The organism is Paraburkholderia sp. (genome assembly GCF_047605525.1).
In the GTDB taxonomy this organism is placed as follows: Bacteria; Pseudomonadota; Gammaproteobacteria; order Burkholderiales; family Burkholderiaceae; genus Paraburkholderia.
On record NZ_JASGFN010000029.1, the window covers coordinates 21963 to 39042 of the forward strand.

The following is a 17080-nucleotide window of genomic DNA, read 5'->3' on the forward strand; positions in this document are numbered from 1 at the left end:
TTCAACTGCGGCGCAGATCGAGCGTGAACGGAAACTCGAGACTGCGCCGCGGCGTACCCGCCACGAGCGGCCCCGGCGTATGACCCGACGCGAAGAAGCGCGCGCGCCGCCGGCTTTCCGCCTCGTAGGCGTTGACCGGGAAGGTCTGATAGTTGCGCCCGCCCGGATGAGCGACATGATACTGGCATCCGCCCAGCGAGCGGCCGGTCCAGGTGTCGACGAGATCGAACGTGAGCGGCGCGTGCACGCCGATCGTCGGATGCAGCGCCGATGCCTGCGACCACGCGCGAAAGCGCACGCCGGCCACGTATTCGCTGACGCGGCCGGTCGGCTGCAATGGCACCGGCGCGCCGTTGACGGTCAGCACGTGACGATTGCCGTTGAGTCCGAGCGCGCGCACCTCGAGCCGCTCGACCGACGAATCGACATAGCGCACCGTGCCGCCGACGGCGCCCTCTTCGCCCATCACGTGCCACGGTTCGAGCGCGTTGCGGATCGTCAGATCGACGCCGCTCACCATCAGTTCGCCGACCAGCGGGAAGCGGAATTCGAAGTGCGGCGCGAACCAGGCGGCGTCGAACACGAAGCCGGCTTCGTCGAGCTCGGCGAGCACGTCGTCGAAATCCATCTTCACGAAGGTGCCGAGCAGGAAGCGGTCATGCAGTTCGGTGCCCCAGCGCGTCAGGCGCCGCGTGTACGGCGTGCGCCAGAAACGCGCGACCAGCGCGCGCAGCAGCAGTTGCTGCACGAGGCTCATGCGCGCGTGCGGCGGCATTTCGAAGCCGCGCAGCTCGAGCAGGCCGAGGCGGCCCGCCGGTCCGTCCGGTGAATAGAGCTTGTCGATGCAGAACTCGGCGCGGTGCGTGTTGCCGGTCACGTCGATCAGGATGTTGCGCAGCGCACGGTCGATCAGCCACGGCGGCAGCTTCGCGCTGTCGCGGCCGCCGAGCAGATCGATCTGCCGCTGCAATTCGTCGAACGCGATTTCGAGTTCGTAGAGCTGGTCGTTGCGTGCTTCGTCGACGCGCGGCGCCTGGCTGGTCGGTCCGATGAACAGGCCCGAGAACAGATACGACAGCGACGGATGGTTGTGCCAGTACGCGACCAGGCTCGCGAGCAGATCGGGGCGGCGCAGGAACGGACTGTCGGCCGGCGTCGCGCCGCCGAGCACGAAGTGATTGCCGCCGCCGGTGCCGGTATGGCGGCCGTCGAGCATGAACTTCTCGCTGCTCAGATAGCTGTTCGCGGCCGACTGATACAGGTACTCGGTGTGATCGACCAGTTCGTCCCAGTTCGCGGCCGGATGGATGTTGACCTCGATCACGCCGGGGTCCGGCGTCACCTGAAGCACCTTCAGGCGCGCGTCGCGCGGCGGCTGATAGCCTTCGAGCACGACCTGCATCTTCAGCTCGTCGGCGGTTGCCTCGATGGCGGCGAGCAGATCGAGATAGTCGTCGAGATCGGTGAGCGGCGGCATGAACACGTGCAGCAGCGTGTGGCCGCTGCCGAACGAAGCGGTTTCGGCCTTCGGACCGGCCGCGCGTTTCGGGTCGCGCGCCTCGACGCATAGCGCGGTGCGCAACGTGCCCGTCGACGATTGCCCGCGCGCCGGCGGCTGCTCGTCGCCGGGCTGATGCGCATACGCGAGCACGCCGCCGTGCGGCATGCCGCTCAGCAGATCCGCGGCGGACAGCGACAGCGCGGCCGCGTGACGCGGATCGGTCCTTGCATCGGCCGCCGACGCCGCGCGCTCACGCCCCGCTTCGTATTGCACGCGCAACTGCGCGGCGGTGCGCAACGGCTCCGCGGGCGCGAACGGATCGTGCGCATGCTGGTACGGGTAGTCGGTCTTCGACACCCACGGCAGCGAATCGAGCGGCAGCCGGTAGCCCATCGACGAATCGCCGGGGATCAGATACATGCGTTCGTCGCGGAAGAACCAGCGGCCGCTGGTCCATTTCGGCGCCACGCCCGGCTCGCCGCGTTCGCGGCCGATCGGCAGCACGTAGCCGGTCGGTTTGGCAAGCCCCGCATCGAACACCCGGCGCAGACGCACGCGTTCGAGCTCGTCGTCCAGACGCGCGTCGAACGGATCGACGTTGACCGGCAGGCGGCGCTCGCGCCACAGGTAGTACCAGGTGTCCTCGTAGCCGGGCTGAATGCAATCCGGGTCGACCGACAGCTTCGCCGCCAGATGCGTGATGAAGCGCTGCGCGTCGCCGGCCGTGTAGCGGCCCGGTTCGCGTTCGTCGGCGAACAGCGCCGGGTTGTGCCAGCACGGCTCGCCGTCGGCGCGCCAGTACAGCGACATCGCCCAGCGCGGCAACTGCTCGCCCGGATACCACTTGCCCTGGCCGATATGCAGAAAACCATTCGCGCCGTAGCGCGCGCGCAGCTTGTCCATCAGCGCGACCGCGTAGCCGCGCTTGGTCGGGCCCAGCGCGTCGGTGTTCCATTCGGCGGCGTCGCGGTCGCGCACCGACACGAAGGTCGGCTCGCCGCCCATCGTGAGCCGCACGTCCATGCCGGCGAGTTCGCGGTCGACCTGCGCGCCCATTTTCAGCACGTCGTCCCAGGCCGCCTCGCTGTACGGCTTCGTCACGCGCGGCGTCTCTAGCACGCGTTCGATCGACATCGTGTGCTCGAATTCGACCTCGCATTCGTCGACCGCGCCCGCGATCGGCGCCGCGCTGCCCGGCTCCGGCGTGCAGGCGACCGGGATATGCCCTTCGCCGGCGAGCAGCCCCGAGGTCGGGTCGAGCCCGATCCAGCCCGCGCCGGGCAGATAGACTTCGCACCACGCGTGCAGATCGGTGAAGTCGACTTCGGTGCCGCTCGGGCCGTCGATCGATTTGACGTCGGGCGCGAGTTGCAGCAGATAGCCGGACACGAAGCGCGCCGCAAAACCGAGCTGCCGCAACGTCTCGACGAGCAGCCAGCCCGAATCGCGGCACGAACCCGAGGCGTTCGTCAGCGTTTCCTCGGGCGTCTGCACGCCCGGCTCCATCCGGATCAGATAGCGGATCTCGTGTTGCAGCCGCTGGTTCAGCGCGACCAGAAAATTCGCGGTGCCGGCCGGCGTGCGGTCGATGCTCGCGACGAATTCGGCGAAGCGCGGCGTCATCGGCCGCTTGATGAGGTATGGCGCGAGTTCGACCGCGAGGCCCGGCTCGTAGTCGAACGGGAACTGCTCGGCCGACGGTTCGAGAAAGAAGTCGAACGGGTTGTAGACGGCCATTTCGGCGACCAGGTCGACGGTCACCCTGAATTCGCGCGTCTGCTCGGGAAACACCAGGCGCGCCTGATAGTTCGCGAACGCGTCCTGCTGCCAGTTGATGAAGTGCGTGGCCGGCTCGACCCGCATCGAATACGACAGGATCGGCGTACGGCAATGCGGCGCGGGCCTGAGCCGCACGACCTGGGGCGACAGCGAGACGAGCCTGTCGTAGCGGTAATGAGTGACGTGATGCAACGCGACGCGAATGGACACTCCGGACTCCTGGACGAAGATGGGGCAAGCCGCCAAAAAGCAAGCTTTATGCCGTTGACCGACAACCGTACGTGAACTGCGTTGTACTTCATGGACTGCGTTGCCTTGGCGCCTGCCGCGAAGTGCATCGCGACCTGCCAGGCCGGGTCCGAATCACAATCCGGTCAAACCCCGATCGCCCGCCGGGCGCTGCCGGGGCAGACCGAACCTCGTTGCGCGGCCTGTATCGGAACGTGCACCAAAGCAGCGCAGCGCCGATGCACAATCATGTACGTACTGTGCGTTAAAGCAGTGAGGTCTGGCAATCGCGGCATGAAGATTGCGACCACTTTTCCTCACGATCACGTTGGCGGCTACGCTCGGCGCCGCCCTCACCCAAGGCCCGCTCGATGAAAACCTTCCACTGCAACCACTGTTCGCAACTCGTGTTCTTCGAGAACGTCCGTTGCGAGCGCTGCGAATCGTTGCTCGGCTACGTGCCCGAACTGCATGAGATCAGCGCATTCGAAGACGCCGGCGACGGCCGCTGGCGCAGCCTGCACCCGCGCGCGGACGGCGCGCTGTTCCGCCAGTGCCACAACTATGCGGTCGAGAACGTCTGCAACTGGATGATTCCCGCCGATTCGCCCGACACGCTGTGCCGCGCGTGCCAGTTGACCCGCACGATCCCGAACCTGAGCACGCCGGAAAACCGGCTCTACTGGTATCGGCTCGAAGTCGCGAAGCGGCGTCTGCTGTACACGCTGAGCGAGCTCGGCCTCGACGTTCCATCGCGCGACGCGAATCCCGAGCAGGGCCTCGCATTCGAATTCCTCGCCGACGACGGCAACGGCGAGCCCGTGATGACCGGCCACGACAACGGGCTGATCACGCTGAACATCGCCGAGGCCGACGACGCCCACCGCGAGAAAGTACGCACCGCGATGGGCGAGCCGTACCGCACGCTGCTCGGCCATTTTCGCCACGAGACGGGCCATTACTACTTCAGTCGATTGGTCGAAAACAACACGCGCTGGCTCGAGCCTTTCCGCGAGCTGTTCGGCGACGAGCGCGCCGACTATGGCGACGCGCTGAACGCCTACTACCGCGACGGCGCGCCGGCCGACTGGCAGGCCTCGTACATCAGCGCATACGCAACGATGCATCCGTGGGAAGACTGGGCCGAGACATGGGCGCACTATCTGCTGATCGTCGACGTGCTCGATACCGCGAACTCGTATGGTCTCGCGCTGCTGCCCGACGATCCGAGCGAGCCGACGCTGACCGATCGCACGCCGGTCGAAGAAGCGAGCTTCGGCAATCTGATGAAGCGCTGGCTTCCGCTGACATACGCGCTGAATAGCCTGAACCGCAGTCTCGGGATGCCCGACGGCTATCCCTTCACCCTCGCCGCGCCGGTGATCGACAAGCTGCGCTTCGTGCATCGCGTGATCGCGTCGGCGGCCGACAGCGGCGCCGGGACGCAGGCGGGCGAAGCGGCGGCGCCGATGCCGATACCCGCGGGCGAATCCGGCGCCGCGCCGAACCAGGACCCCATGTGACGCAGCGCCAATTCAACGACGACGGACCCAGCTTCTCAAGCCACGCTCAATACGCGACATACGGCCCCGTGCCGCCGGGCGTCGACTGCTGCTCGATCGCCGCGTACACGTTGCGGCCATAGAAGAACGGCAGCCCCCAGTCGAACACCGCCGACGTTACGAACGCCGGCCCCGCGAGCAGCGGCAGCGCCGCATCGCCGCCATACGTCTGCGCAATCGAGGCCGCATTGCCGACGTCGAACGTCACCGCGCTCGTCGCGCCGTTCACACCTTCGATCAGCGCGCTCAACTGCTGCGTCGACAGCGGGCAATAGTACGCGCCGTTCGGGTTTGCACAGGCCGGCATCAGCGCGGTCTGGAAGAAGAGCCCGGTCGAGCCGCTGTCGAAAATACTGCGCGTGTACGTCGTGCCGTTCTGCACCGTCGTGAACGTACCGTCCGACGGATTCACGCCGATCACCTGCGCATTGCCGAGCGCATTGTTGCTCTGCGTGCCGATGCCGAACACCAGTTGCCCCGACACCGAAGCCGCGCCGCCGGAGACAGCCGGCAGGCTCAGGATCGAGCCGTTGTTGTCCGTCGTGAAGTACGGCACCGGATTGGCGACCTGATACTGCTCGGCAAGCGGGATCGACGTGCAGCTCGTGCCGCCGCAACCGTAGTACGTCGCGGGGATCGCCTGGTGCACACAGTTCGCACCGCAGTCGTGCCTGAACACGCCGATGCCGAGAATGCCGTTCGCCTGCAACGCGCCCGGCGTGTTGCGCGCCGCGCCAACGGCCGCGCAATCGGCGGGCAGCGCCGCGTAGGCCGGGTCGATCACCTGGATCGGCAGCGACTCCGCCTTCTCGCCGGCGATCTGCAGATCGGCGAGTTTCACCGCACCCCACGTGTAGCCGTCGAAGAACTGCATGCATTCGGCGACGGGATTGCCCGCACCGTCCTTCTGCTGCGGCAGGTTCATCGACGCGGGCAGTTGCGACGCAAACACGCGCACGCCCCACGAGCCGGTGTCGACCAGCACGTGATCGATCGTCTGGCATTGGGTCGTGCCGGGCGCGCAGAGCGTGATGCTGACGAACGGCATGTTCGGCACGTTGCTCACGCCCGAGTCGACCGTCACGCGCACCGCGTTCGCGGCCAGTACTTGCGGCGACGGCGACGTGTTGGTGACGGTCGGGGCCGCCGGTGAGCTGGTCGAGCTGCTGCTCGAACCGGCCGTGGTGCCCGCGTTGCCGGAGCCGCCGGAGCCGCTGTCTCCTCCTCCGCCGCCTCCGCATGCGCTCACGAACAGTGCTAACACTACGATGGGCGCCGCGCTCAGCCGGGTCATCCACGAAGACCTGTATCGCATGATTCGCTCCGTTACTGGATGACGCCGACATCGACACCCGCGGGCACCGCCCGCGGCAGATACGCATAGCCGGTGAAGGCGCGCAGATGACCGCTCGAGAACACCACGAGATCGTCGTTCGACACCGCGAGCGGCGCGCCGCGCCGGCTCGCGCCGGCGGCGACATAAGCGTCGAAGGACGCGCCGAGCATGGCCTCGAGGTCCGGCAGCGTCGGACCGTCCCACGCGACGCCGAATACGATGCCGTTGGATGCCACGTACTCGCGCACCTGCGTGCCGGACGGCAGCGTCAGCGGATGCACCGAATACGCAGGTTGCGTAGTCGCCGCGCGAGCGACCGCATGCAGTCGCGACCGGTCACTGTCGATGGTGCTGACGTTCTGGCCGAGCGTCGCGTGCGCGGCATACGGCAACGCGCAGCTCGCCCCGAGCATTGCGCACGCAATGCGGGTAACAGGCATTAGTTTCAAGAGATGTCCTTCGAGGTGAAACGCCGGTGTCCGGAATCGAGCCGGTCACAGGCGCGAGACCAGGGGCGCATTCAGCCGGCCGGATCTTCATGCCGGTCGGGTTGCGTGAATGCGTCTACGGAAGGACGGGGCGAAACTTTAATGAGGGACACCGCACGCGACAATCGTTTGCGCTGCGATTCAACCCTTCAGGCGCCGCGCCACGGTTCGGCTTCGCGTGATTCGAAAACGTCAAGCCTTTTGCGATCAATACGTCGGCATCTATTTGCAGTTCGTATGACGTTTAAAGCAAGCAGGCACCCCCGATCGTCAACGAGTTTTATCGATGTAAGCGATCGTTGAATAAAGGTATCCCGGCACCGCTATTCCTCTGACTACACGCAGGTTTTGCGCGCCATTGCGCCGGGCAAAAAAATGCCGCGGAGAGCCCGGCGGCCCCCCCGCGGCATCGATCGTCGGAACGCAAGTCAGAGCGCCAAAGCGTCCTTACTTTTTCTGCTGATTCAGAAGCGACTTCAGCTCCTGCACGTTTTCTTCCACGCGTTTTGCGATCACCGCATACGACTCCGCCTGCGTCTGATACGCGGCTTGCGCGAGCTGCTGCATATCGGCGAGCGATTTGTGCAGACTCTGCTGGACCAGTTCGGCGGTTTTCGTCGATGGCGTCGCGCCGGCCGTCGAGAGTTGCGCCGTAATCGATTGCAGTTCGTTCAGCGTGGCGCGCAGCATGTCGGCCTGTTTCTGCGCGAGCGACTGCATCCCCTGGAAAGCCGTCTGATTCGCGAGAACCAGCGCTTCCATGTCCTTGCGACGCGCTTCCATGATGGCCGGCACGTCGAAGCCGGGGAGCTTGAACTGCTCCAGCATTTTGGTGAGATCGCCAAACGGATTGGCGGCTTCAGGTCGGTCCATGCGAAGTCCTCCTTGCGGTTGAATACTCGCCGCCGGCGCGGCGCCGCCCTGAACGGGCGCGACGCTCATGCCGGCGACGCCGTGTACCGCGCGAGCCGCCCCGGCTAGCTGGTTTTGGGGTCGCACGGCACATCGGACCAATCATGCGCTATCCCGCCGCGTTGCGCCAGCGGACTCACCCTGACGCGCGGCGCCGGGCGGCGCGCGCGATAGTGCCGCGAACGCTCGTGCCGGCGCCGTGTGCAAGGTCCCGTAAGTTACACGCGGGTTTCAGTAACCCGACGAAACGCCGTGTCGACTATCGTTGCCGATGTGCCGGGCCATCGTGGCGCCGGCATTGTTTCGATGGGAGCGACATCATGAAAAAAGTACTCTTCAGCGCGGCCGTGGCCGCCGTTCTTGGCGTGAGCGCGACCGCTGCGTTCGCCGACGAAGGCATGCCGCCGCCCCCCGCCGCCGCGATGCACGGCGGCGGCGGCGAGGCGCGCGGCGACGGGCCGCCGCATGGTCCGATGATGGGTCCGCGCGGCCCCGGCTTCGCGGTAATCCAGGATCTCGAACAGTTGCGGCACCTCTATGCGATGACCGGTCATGAGGGCGAGATCCTCGCGGTCTATCGCGACGTACTGAGCAAGACGCAGGATCCGATGCTGCGTCACTACGTGTACGACTCGCTGGCGCGCGAGCAGTTGAAGCCCGCGAATCCGGAACAGGCGATCGCGACGCTGCGCACGAGTCTCGCCGAAGATCTCGCGACGGCGAACAAGGCGCCGCATGGCATGCCGGGCGGAATGCCGCCGGGACCTCAGCCGGGTCAGGCGCCGGGGCAGCCGGCGGCTCAGCCGCAGTAGGTTTCATCGCGGATTGGAAGGGAGCGCCGCGCCCGATGCCGCGCTCTTTTCTGCTTCATCGCGCCCGAAATTCGTCGGCCCGCGCCAGGCGCTTTCGCCTGGAAGCGCTCCCGCAGCCCCCTCCGGCGCGGCTCCGGCGGCCTACGTTAGCTGTCCCACATTGCCACGTCACTGCCGCTTTTCATCTTCCGTCAGGTGATTAGGATAGGAGCACCGCAACATCAGTGCAGGGTGAAGGAATGCGCTATCCGCTGGACGTGGCCATTGCCGCCGCTCTGCTCGTGTTCGTCCTGTGCTGCATCGTCAAGCTTGCGTTGAACTGATCGTCGCGCGTGTTTGCCGACACGTGTTTTACGGTGGCGGCTCGTCGCGCGCGCCGTCTCCCTTCCCCTCACGTCCGTTCTTTTTTTCGCGCCGCCTTCCGCTGCGAACAACGCTACAGGCGCGTCATTTCACCGTGACATTGCGCGAAATAATTGTTGAATGGCGTTCCGCGGACGACGCGACGATACTTCGTTCGCTGCCGGTGCGTGACGAATCAAACGACGCATGAGATCGAAAGTGCTTCACGTGCGAACCCGTTCGCCGATGATCGAAGATCCCACGGTTGCCCGATCATCGGCGGATGGCTTCGAGACAACCGGCACCGCGTGCCGACGACAGGATCATCATGCTGACTTCAGTGAACTTCATCAAAAAGAATGCCACCCGTTCCATCTGCGCGGCGCTCGTGTGCGGCAGCGCGCTGTTGAGCGGTTGCGCCGGCGCCGCCGTCACGAACATGAGCGCGGCGAACACGCCCGACGCGATGCAGGCGGGCGCGCAGCCGACGATGCATCCGGACACGATCTATGTGTACACGTTCGCCGCCGATCCGCAGCAGGTCAAGCTCGATAGCGGCATGTTGCAGAAGCTGAAGACGCAGATGTCGGGTTCAACGGCCGCGCAGCAGCAGGTTGCCGATGCCGGCGAGGTCCGCGAACAGGTTGCCGACGAAATCGTGCAAAAGTTGCAGGCGATAGGCCTGCACGCGGTGCGCGCAGATGGCCCGGTGCCGGCCGACCAGAACGTGCTGCTCGTGCAAGGCAGCTTCGCGACGATTGACTCCGGCAATCGCCGCCGCCGCACGCTGATCGGTTTCGGCGCGGGCAAGAGCGAAGTGACGAGCTCGGTGCAGATCCTGTACCAGCCCGCGGGCGGCGCGCCGCGTGTCGTGCAAAGCTTCAGCGCCGATGCGGACAGCGGCAGGATGCCGGGCGTCGTCGAAACCGCGGGGGTGGGCGCGGCGGCCGGCAGCATCGCGACTTCGGCGGCGGCGGGCGCGGGCCTGCATGGCGCCGGCGAAGCAAGGCGCGCCGGCGTGTCGGCCGATGCGAAGCGCCTCGCCGATGCGGTCGCGAAACAGATCGCGCAGACCGGCGTCGCAAATGGCTGGATCCCGGCCGCGCAAAAGAGCTGAACGCGGCCGGCCCGCAGCGCCGGGCCTTCCCTACCCTCGCCAGATCTCCCGTATCAGCGCGAGCAGCGCGGCCGGCGCCGTGCCCTTCTGGCAATAGCCGTCGAAATTGTGCGGGCTCCGGCCGGTTTCCTTCACGTGATCCCCGTCGAGCGACGTGAACGCGACAATGCCGAGGCTTTGCGTCGGCAGATATCTGCGCAGCGCGCTCGCGGTTTCGTAGCCGTCGCGCTCCGGCATCATGATGTCGAGCACGACGACGTCGGGCACCCAGTCCCTCACGCAGCGCAGCGCATGGGCGCAGCCGGTCGCGGCGCGCGCTTCGACGCCTTCATAGGAAAGCCAGGTGGCGAGCGCTTCGGCCGCGTTTTCGTTGTCGTCGACGACAAGGACGCGCGGCACTTCATGCAATAGCTTGACTTCTCGGGCGCTCCATCTTTGACAGGTAGACGGGATTCGGGACATGCGTGACAGCCTGCGATGAAAATTAATCAGCCGAGTAGCAAACCCTGTACCGCACCGCGCCAGTTCGGAACACCAGTCGACTCACCACACCCGCTTCCCCGATCATCCCCCAATTTTCCCGCGGTTGAATTGAGAATCGTTGCATTTATGCAATAGGAATCATTCCTATTTGCTTTATAATCCCGCCGAACCTTTCGTTCCGCGCGTGGCCGGCTTACATCTATCCCGTATCGTCCGCGCGTAGTCAGAAAAACGCCGCCCGGATTCCACCAAGCGCCCCGGGACGGAAGATAGACGACCACGCCAACTTTCCATTTCATGTCCGTTTCACGCTTGTATCGACCGCAGGCCGCGCCTGCCCAAGCCGCGCTCCATCGCGCCGCCATCCTCGCCGCCATCGCCGTTGCGTTCAGCGTCCCGGCCGGCGCCTTTGCCCAATCCACCGACACGGCTCCCGCCGCCGACAGCACGCTGCCTGCCGTCAAGGTCCAGGCCAGCAGAGACACGCTGCCCGGCGACCCGATGCCGACGTTCCGCGGCGGCCAGGTCGCACGCGGCGGAGACTTCGGTGTGCTCGGCCAGCAGAAGAGCATCAACGTACCGTTCAGCATGAGTTCGTACACGTCGAAGCTGATCGAGGATCAGCAGGCGCGCACGATCGCGGACGTGCTGGCGAACGATCCGGCCGTGCGTACGGCCTATGGCTACGGCAATTTCTCCCAGGTGTTCGTGATCCGCGGCTTCCAGTTGTACGGCGACGACATCTCGCTGAACGGTCTTTACGGCGTCACGCCGCGCCAGTTGGTGAACACCGAAGCGGTCGAACGGGTCGACGTGTTCAAGGGCGCGAATGCGTTCCTCGGCGGCGCATCGCCGGCAGGCTCAGCGATCGGTGGCGGCGTCAACGTGCAGTTGAAACGCGCCGACGACAAACCGCTCACCCGCGTCACGCTCGAAGGCAGCGCGTCGGGCGAAATCGGCGCGCACATCGACGTGGGCCGCCGCTTCGGCAGCGAAGGCCAGTTCGGCATTCGCGTGAACCAGGCCAATCGCGACGGCGAAACTTCGATCGACGGCGAACACCGGCGCGACAACACGACGGCGGTCTCGCTCGACTGGCGCGGCGACAAACTGCGTCTGTACGGCGACTTCCTGTATCAGCGCAACCGCGTCGACGACGGCCGGCCGGTGGTGTTCGTCACCGGCAGCACCGTGCCCGAACCGCCATCGGCCACCTACAACTACGCGCAGACGTGGACCAACAGCTCGTTCGAAGACACAGTCGGCATCCTGCGCGCCGAATACGACTTCGCGCCGAACTGGACCGCGTACGTCGCGGGCGGCGCGCGCCACACCGACGAGCACGGCGAATTTTCGACACTGTCCGTCGGCGACACGGGCACCACGGGCTACCGCCTCGGCGTGCCGCACCAGGAAGACGCGACGTCCGCCGAAGCCGGCGTGCGCGGGCGCTTCAATACCGGCCCGGTGTCACACTTCGTGACGGCGGGCGCGTCGATCGTGCGGGTCGATGCGCAGTCGGCCTATACGATGAGCGACGTGGTCAATCCGTTCCAGACCAGTCTGTACAACACGCCGCAGGTGCCTTTCCCGCCGACCGTCTATTCGGGCGGCAATCTGTCCGATCCGCAGACCACCGCGCTTACGCTGATGCGCAGTGTCGCCGTGTCCGACACGCTGGGTTTCCTGAACGACCGCGTGCTGTTCACCGTCGGCGCGCGCCACCAGTCGATTCTCGCGAATACGTTCGACTACACCGGCAACCAGACGCAGAACTACAACGACTCGATCACGACGCCGCTGTTCGGCCTCGTCGTCAAGCCGTGGGAAAACGTGGCGTTCTTCGCGAACCGCAGCGAGGCGCTGGCGGCCGGCCAGGTTGCACCGTCGACCGCACTGAACTTCGGCCAGCAACTGCCGCCCGAGCGTTCGAAGCAATACGAAGTCGGCGCGAAGTACGACAACGGCAAGTACGGCGCGTCCATCGCGGCATTCCAGATCGAAAAGCCGCAGACCCTCACGAACAGCGCGCTGATCTTCGTCGCGGACGGCACCGAGCGGCATCGCGGTATCGAGGCGTCGGTGTTCGGCGAGCCGTACAAGGGCGTGCGTCTGATCGCCGGCGCGACGTACATCAACGCAACGCAGCTCGACACCGGCACCACCGACGGCAAGCGTCCGATCGGCGTGCCGAGCTTCATCTTCAACGTGGGCGCCGAATACGACGTGCCGATGGTCAACGGCCTCACGTTGACCGCGCGCTGGACGCACACCGGCCCGCAGTACCTGAACACGGCCAACACGCTGTCGATCCCGACGTGGGATACGGTGGACCTCGGCGCGCGCTACGCAACGGTGCTGTTCGGCAAGCCGACCACCTTCCGCGCGAGCGTGCTGAACGTCGCGAACAAGTCGTACTGGGCATCGACGACTGGCGGCTATCTGACGCAGGGCGCGCCGCGCACGTTCCTGATGTCGATGACGACGGATTTCTAGGTCGCGCGAGTCATACCAGGCGCTTTGACAGGCGCGCTGGACGGAGCCACTTTCATGGTGGTTTCCGCGTAACGAAAAAACGCCGCCGGGTTTGTTGGACCCGGCGGCGTTTTTTTGTCGTCGCGCAAACGTGTCGCTATGACGGCACGTCGCGTTACGCTGTTTATGCCCAGTGCCCAGTTGCCGTCAACGGGAATCTAGCGTTCCTGCTGCGTACCGGCCACCTCTTGCACAACCTCTTCGGTGACCTCATCGGTGGCCGCCGGCGCATCGCCCCGCGCGTCCACCGCGCCCTCTCTCGCCCGCACCGACCACACACTATCCTCCCGTCCCGCGGCAATACGTTCGCGCGTCTTGCGCCACATCCACGCAAAACACAGCGCACCCAGCGCCGCACCGATATCGACACCCAGCGGCCCGGCATCGGCGGAAAACCACAAGCCGCTCGACGGCGCGAGCGCGCCGACCAGGCTCGCGAGCGGAATCGCCGCGGTCGACCACGTCGCCAGCGCAAGCAGTTCCACCGACCCACGCGCCGCGCCGCGCACCATCGCCCATGCGATCGAGCCGACGAACACCGCGTAGTAGATGCCGATATGCCACGTGTGCAGATCGTCGACGCGGCCGGCCAGCAACTTGCCCGCGAGCAGCGTCAGCGAAATTCCGCAGATGCAGCCGAGCGCGACGCCGACGCTCAGCGATGCCATCATGAACGTCGAGCGCCGCTGTGTCACGGGGATGCCGTCGCGCCGCAGCGCCTTGCGCCGGCTTTCGATCCACAACAGGTTGCCCGAATAGAACAGGAACGCACCCGCGAGCCCGAGCACGAAATAGCCCCAGCGCACCGGCGCGCCGCCATAGCTGCCGAAGTGCAGCGCGTAGAACGCGCTCGTCGATGCCGACCAGTTGTTGCCGTCGGCCGCGCCCGGCAGGAACTGCGCGTTCAGGAACCTGCCGGTGAACGGATCCATCAACGCGAAGCCGCCGTCGCGCGCCAGATAGCGCGCATCGTCGCCGGCCACGAACACGGTCGCGCCCGGCTGTCCCGCGCGACGATAGCGCAACGCGGTCGGCTCGAAGCGTGGCGCGCGCTCATGCACTTTGGCGAGCAGTCGCGCGGGCGGCAGCATCGCCGGCGCGGGCTCCGACGCCGCGCGCGGCACGATGGGCGCGGTCGCGAAGAACGGATTCTGCGCGAGCATCATCGGCTGGAGCGCGCCGTCGTAGATCACCCTGTCCTGCACGTTGAAAATGTAGTCGCTCAAGCCGAACGCGACGACCGACAGTGCCATCACGAGATGAAACGGCAGGCTCAGAATGCCGACCGCGTTGTGCGCATCGAGCCACATCCGCTTCAGGTTCTTGCCGATGCGCAGCGCGAACAGATCCTTGACGAGCGTCGGCAGCAGCACGATCACGCCCGATACGAGCGCGAGCCCGTACAGCAGCGACACCACGCCCATGACGCCCATGCCGACGTCGTAACCGCCGGGCACGCCGGCCGTCATGTGCAGTACGTCGATGAAACGCGCCGCGTCCGAAGGCCGGCTTTGCGCGGCGTGCAACCGACCCGCGTCATCGAGCCATGCGTCCCAGCGCTGCCCCGGCGCCGATTGCCACGAAAGCCGCACACGGTCCTCGCCGACGAGCGACAGCGTGAACAGCTTGCGCGCGGCCGGATGCGCATCGAGCGTGCGTTCGATCAACACGTCGGCGCGTTCGAGCGGCACCGATGGCGATGTCGCGACGGCGGGCGGCGTCGTCCAGTCGCTGAGCGAGTCCTTGAACATCGTGATCGCGCCCGCGTAGAACGCGATGAAAAGCAGCAGACCGGCCACGATGCCGGTCCATGTATGAACGGTTTTGTAGACGCGAAGAATGTCGCTGCGCATGCTGAACGGAAGATAAAGCGGGCGGCGGACCGCTCGCGGAATAAACAGCTAAAGCCGAATCGCTCGAACGACTGGCATGCTCAGAACGGCACCCGCTGACACAGCAGCACCAGCGCGAACGCAACGAGGTTGCTCAACGCGAGCCAGCCGAATGCGCGCGCGCCGCTGCGAAACATGAACGACGCGGACGCGATCGCGATCCACAGCGGCGGCACGAGCCACATCGTGACGTGAAATTTGCTCGCCGCGCTCAGGCCGCCGGACGAGAAGCGCGCGAACAGCGCGCTTGCCGCGATCGCAAGGCCGAAACCGCCGGCCATGCCGGCCACGAATTTGGCGAACAGATCGCGCTCGATCGAACCGGCCGCGCGCCGGCTGGCGGATGCGCGCGTCATCGCGCGGTGCGCCGTGCGCGGCGGCGCTCGACCAGCGCGCCGATGAACGGCCACGCGGTCAGACTCGCCATCAGCGTCGTCACGACCACCGACAACGACGTCGCCGGCTGAAACGCACGCGCCGCGCACACGAGCGACAACGCAACGCACACGATGGCCGCGATCCGCGCCGGCCGCGCGGGCCACGGCGCGCGCAGCCAGCGCTGGCCCGGTGAGCTGATATAGAACAGGAGCGCGCCGGCAACTGCCGACGCGACGATCAGAACATTCCCCATGATTCCGCGAAAACAGCGTGAGACTGGTGTAATTCACGCCCTTAATGAGAATCGTTATCATACACGCAAGCGGCCAATTCGGCGCCGAAACGGGGTATTTTCGGCACTTCGAGCCTTTGCGGCTGCCGTCGTCAGGCCAATATGCATCCCCTGCACCACGCGGATTGATGCCCCGCAGCAGATGCTGTTCCGCGCGCGTTGTCCGAGAACCGGGCGCGGATGGATCGATCGTTCTACCGCTCGACGTCGCGGGTCATTCGACCGGTGGCTCGCCCTCCGGTTTCTTCTTCGGTTTGTGCTGATCGTCTTCGCGCTGCGGCAGCTTGCTCTTTTCGTTATCGCTGTGCTTCACAGGCTGTGGGTGCTTGAATTGCTCGTCGACCTCGATCATGGTGTGCCTCCTTGTCGTGGCAGCTCAATGAAGCGCCGCGCTTGAAAATATCACCTTATGACATATTATGAGGAAGAGCCTTCACGTGGCCGCGAGGCCTTGCCCGGGCTACGGTGGCCGCATGGCGCGGACAATATCAAGGAGCAGTCATGCCGGTCACGTTTCAGTCGGCCGCCACGGCCGACGTGCAGATCTTCAACGAACTCGCGCAGTATCTGCTGGGCTTGCTCGGCAAACGGCCGGACAAGCCGGGCGTCATCCAGCACGACAAGTTGCCTCTCGCGATCATTCGGATCGAGCAGGCCATTTCCAATGAAGAAAAAGCGGAAACCGCGGAAGACGCGTTGAACTGCGTCGCGCAGCCCGTGCCGCGCGAACGCGGCAATGGACTCGCGCAACGCGCCCGGCCGCTTCTCGACATGATGCGCGAAGCCGACCTGCGGCATGCGGACATTAGCTGGGCGATTTAGCTCGGGAAGATTGCCGTTGCGGCGCAAACGCTTCCTGACGCCTTCCAGACGCGATAGCGCCAACGCGACGCTTACGAGTGCTCGGCGGACCGCGCGGTCTCGCCGGTATCCGCCGCGCCGGTTGCCGCCGCCGGTGCTTCGGCTTGCGCGCCCATCGTCACGAGCACGCTGCACGTCACCCGGTCCAGCAGCAGCCCATCGTTGCGACCGCCCCACCAGCGCGCGAGCCCATGACTGCGACGATGCCCCACCACGACGAGATCTGCCTCCAGCTCTTTGGCAAAGAACGGGATCTGATCCAGCGGCTCGCCGATCGCAAGATGCCCCACCGCGCGAATTCCGCGTGCGGCAAGTTTTTGCAATCCTTCGTCGAGCAGATTTTTGGCGGATTCGTTGATGAAATCGAGCGGAACCGCGGAGGTGATATCCGCGCCCTGCATCCAGGCCGAATTGTTGAGCACGGAAAGCAGGTGCACTTCCGCCTGGAGATCCTGCGCGAGAGCGGCGCCGTCCTTCAACGCGTGTTGTCCTTCGCGCGTTCCGTCGTAACAGAGAAGAATGCGATTAAAGCACGCCATGTCATTTCCCCCTGCACCGTTTT

General features: G+C 65.7%; 15 protein-coding genes. 5 read left to right on the forward strand and 10 right to left on the reverse strand.

Annotated elements, in window-relative coordinates:
• Position 1 precedes the first annotated feature (1 nt).
• The gene (locus QM685_RS31145) at positions 2–3490 is read right to left on the reverse strand and encodes a DUF2126 domain-containing protein (RefSeq protein ID WP_415122724.1); all 3489 of its coding nucleotides are present in this window, start codon (positions 3488–3490) and stop codon (positions 2–4) included.
• A gap of 389 nt (positions 3491–3879) precedes the next feature.
• On the opposite strand from QM685_RS31145, the gene QM685_RS31150 reads away from it, so the two are divergent.
• A complete protein-coding gene (locus QM685_RS31150) occupies positions 3880–5031 on the forward strand; it encodes a putative zinc-binding metallopeptidase (RefSeq protein ID WP_415122726.1) in 1152 nt (383 codons plus the stop codon).
• 46 nt (positions 5032–5077) lie between these two features.
• Here the strand turns inward: QM685_RS31150 and QM685_RS31155 are convergent, their stop codons facing one another.
• From QM685_RS31155 to phaP, 3 genes are all read right to left on the reverse strand, one after another.
• Entirely contained in the window at positions 5078–6385 is a 1308-nt protein-coding gene (locus tag QM685_RS31155; RefSeq protein WP_415122728.1) for a DUF3443 domain-containing protein, read from the reverse strand.
• Between the two features lie 11 nt (positions 6386–6396).
• Positions 6397–6846: a DUF2844 domain-containing protein gene (locus tag QM685_RS31160; RefSeq protein ID WP_415122862.1), complete on the reverse strand. Its 450-nt coding sequence runs from the start codon at positions 6844–6846 to the stop codon at positions 6397–6399.
• A 495-nt stretch (positions 6847–7341) separates the two neighbouring features.
• Positions 7342–7767, reverse strand: coding sequence for a TIGR01841 family phasin (gene phaP, locus QM685_RS31165; RefSeq protein WP_415122730.1), 426 nt, complete (start codon positions 7765–7767; stop codon positions 7342–7344).
• A gap of 359 nt (positions 7768–8126) precedes the next feature.
• Here phaP and QM685_RS31170 point away from each other — a divergent pair, with 359 nt between their 5' ends.
• Positions 8127–8618 (forward strand): hypothetical protein, encoded by a 492-nt coding sequence (locus QM685_RS31170; RefSeq protein ID WP_415122732.1) that lies wholly within the window; start codon positions 8127–8129, stop codon positions 8616–8618.
• 670 nt (positions 8619–9288) lie between these two features.
• Positions 9289–10077 (forward strand): DUF4410 domain-containing protein, encoded by a 789-nt coding sequence (locus tag QM685_RS31175; protein ID WP_415122734.1) that lies wholly within the window; start codon positions 9289–9291, stop codon positions 10075–10077.
• Between the two features lie 30 nt (positions 10078–10107).
• On the opposite strand, the gene QM685_RS31180 is transcribed toward QM685_RS31175, so the two are convergent.
• Positions 10108–10539, reverse strand: coding sequence for a response regulator (locus QM685_RS31180; RefSeq protein WP_415122736.1), 432 nt, complete (start codon positions 10537–10539; stop codon positions 10108–10110).
• Positions 10540–10857: 318 nt separating this feature from the next.
• Between QM685_RS31180 and QM685_RS31185 the strand changes: the two genes are divergently transcribed.
• Positions 10858–13056, forward strand: coding sequence for a TonB-dependent receptor (locus tag QM685_RS31185; RefSeq protein WP_415122738.1), 2199 nt, complete (start codon positions 10858–10860; stop codon positions 13054–13056).
• 197 nt (positions 13057–13253) lie between these two features.
• On the opposite strand, the gene QM685_RS31190 is transcribed toward QM685_RS31185, so the two are convergent.
• The 4 genes from QM685_RS31190 to QM685_RS31205 form a co-directional block, all read right to left on the reverse strand.
• Entirely contained in the window at positions 13254–14948 is a 1695-nt protein-coding gene (locus QM685_RS31190) for a PepSY-associated TM helix domain-containing protein (protein ID WP_415122740.1), read from the reverse strand.
• Positions 14949–15028: 80 nt separating this feature from the next.
• On the reverse strand, positions 15029–15343 hold the full coding sequence (locus QM685_RS31195; RefSeq protein ID WP_415122742.1) for a hypothetical protein: 315 nt from the start codon (positions 15341–15343) through the stop codon (positions 15029–15031).
• Positions 15340–15618 carry a hypothetical protein gene (locus tag QM685_RS31200; RefSeq protein WP_415122744.1) on the reverse strand — a complete coding sequence of 93 codons (279 nt, stop codon included), beginning with the start codon at positions 15616–15618 and terminating at the stop codon, positions 15340–15342. The genes QM685_RS31195 and QM685_RS31200 overlap by 4 nt, the downstream gene beginning before the upstream one ends.
• 253 nt (positions 15619–15871) lie before the next feature.
• Positions 15872–16009 (reverse strand): hypothetical protein, encoded by a 138-nt coding sequence (locus QM685_RS31205; protein ID WP_415122746.1) that lies wholly within the window; start codon positions 16007–16009, stop codon positions 15872–15874.
• 149 nt (positions 16010–16158) lie between these two features.
• Here QM685_RS31205 and QM685_RS31210 point away from each other — a divergent pair, with 149 nt between their 5' ends.
• On the forward strand, positions 16159–16479 hold the full coding sequence (locus QM685_RS31210) for a DUF1840 domain-containing protein (RefSeq protein WP_415122748.1): 321 nt from the start codon (positions 16159–16161) through the stop codon (positions 16477–16479).
• 71 nt (positions 16480–16550) lie between these two features.
• Here the strand turns inward: QM685_RS31210 and QM685_RS31215 are convergent, their stop codons facing one another.
• Complete coding sequence (locus QM685_RS31215) at positions 16551–17057, reverse strand: universal stress protein (protein WP_415122750.1); 507 nt, start codon at positions 17055–17057, stop codon at positions 16551–16553.
• Positions 17058–17080 lie beyond the last annotated feature (23 nt).

Bases quoted from the DNA above. Each gene is read 5' to 3' on its own strand.
- QM685_RS31170 (WP_415122732.1), top strand. From the start codon at position 8,127: ATGAAAAAAGTACTCTTCAGCGCGGCCGTGGCCGCCGTTCTTGGCGTG.
- QM685_RS31160 (WP_415122862.1), bottom strand. From the start codon at position 6,846: ATGCCTGTTACCCGCATTGCGTGCGCAATGCTCGGGGCGAGCTGCGCG.
- QM685_RS31155 (WP_415122728.1), bottom strand. From the start codon at position 6,385: ATGCGATACAGGTCTTCGTGGATGACCCGGCTGAGCGCGGCGCCCATC.
- QM685_RS31215 (WP_415122750.1), bottom strand. From the start codon at position 17,057: ATGGCGTGCTTTAATCGCATTCTTCTCTGTTACGACGGAACGCGCGAA.
- phaP (WP_415122730.1), bottom strand. From the start codon at position 7,767: ATGGACCGACCTGAAGCCGCCAATCCGTTTGGCGATCTCACCAAAATG.
- QM685_RS31185 (WP_415122738.1), top strand. From the start codon at position 10,858: ATGTCCGTTTCACGCTTGTATCGACCGCAGGCCGCGCCTGCCCAAGCC.
- QM685_RS31205 (WP_415122746.1), bottom strand. From the start codon at position 16,009: ATGATCGAGGTCGACGAGCAATTCAAGCACCCACAGCCTGTGAAGCAC.
- QM685_RS31190 (WP_415122740.1), bottom strand. From the start codon at position 14,948: ATGCGCAGCGACATTCTTCGCGTCTACAAAACCGTTCATACATGGACC.
- QM685_RS31150 (WP_415122726.1), top strand. From the start codon at position 3,880: ATGAAAACCTTCCACTGCAACCACTGTTCGCAACTCGTGTTCTTCGAG.
- QM685_RS31175 (WP_415122734.1), top strand. From the start codon at position 9,289: ATGCTGACTTCAGTGAACTTCATCAAAAAGAATGCCACCCGTTCCATC.
- QM685_RS31195 (WP_415122742.1), bottom strand. From the start codon at position 15,343: ATGACGCGCGCATCCGCCAGCCGGCGCGCGGCCGGTTCGATCGAGCGC.
- QM685_RS31200 (WP_415122744.1), bottom strand. From the start codon at position 15,618: ATGGGGAATGTTCTGATCGTCGCGTCGGCAGTTGCCGGCGCGCTCCTG.
- QM685_RS31210 (WP_415122748.1), top strand. From the start codon at position 16,159: ATGCCGGTCACGTTTCAGTCGGCCGCCACGGCCGACGTGCAGATCTTC.
- QM685_RS31180 (WP_415122736.1), bottom strand. From the start codon at position 10,539: ATGTCCCGAATCCCGTCTACCTGTCAAAGATGGAGCGCCCGAGAAGTC.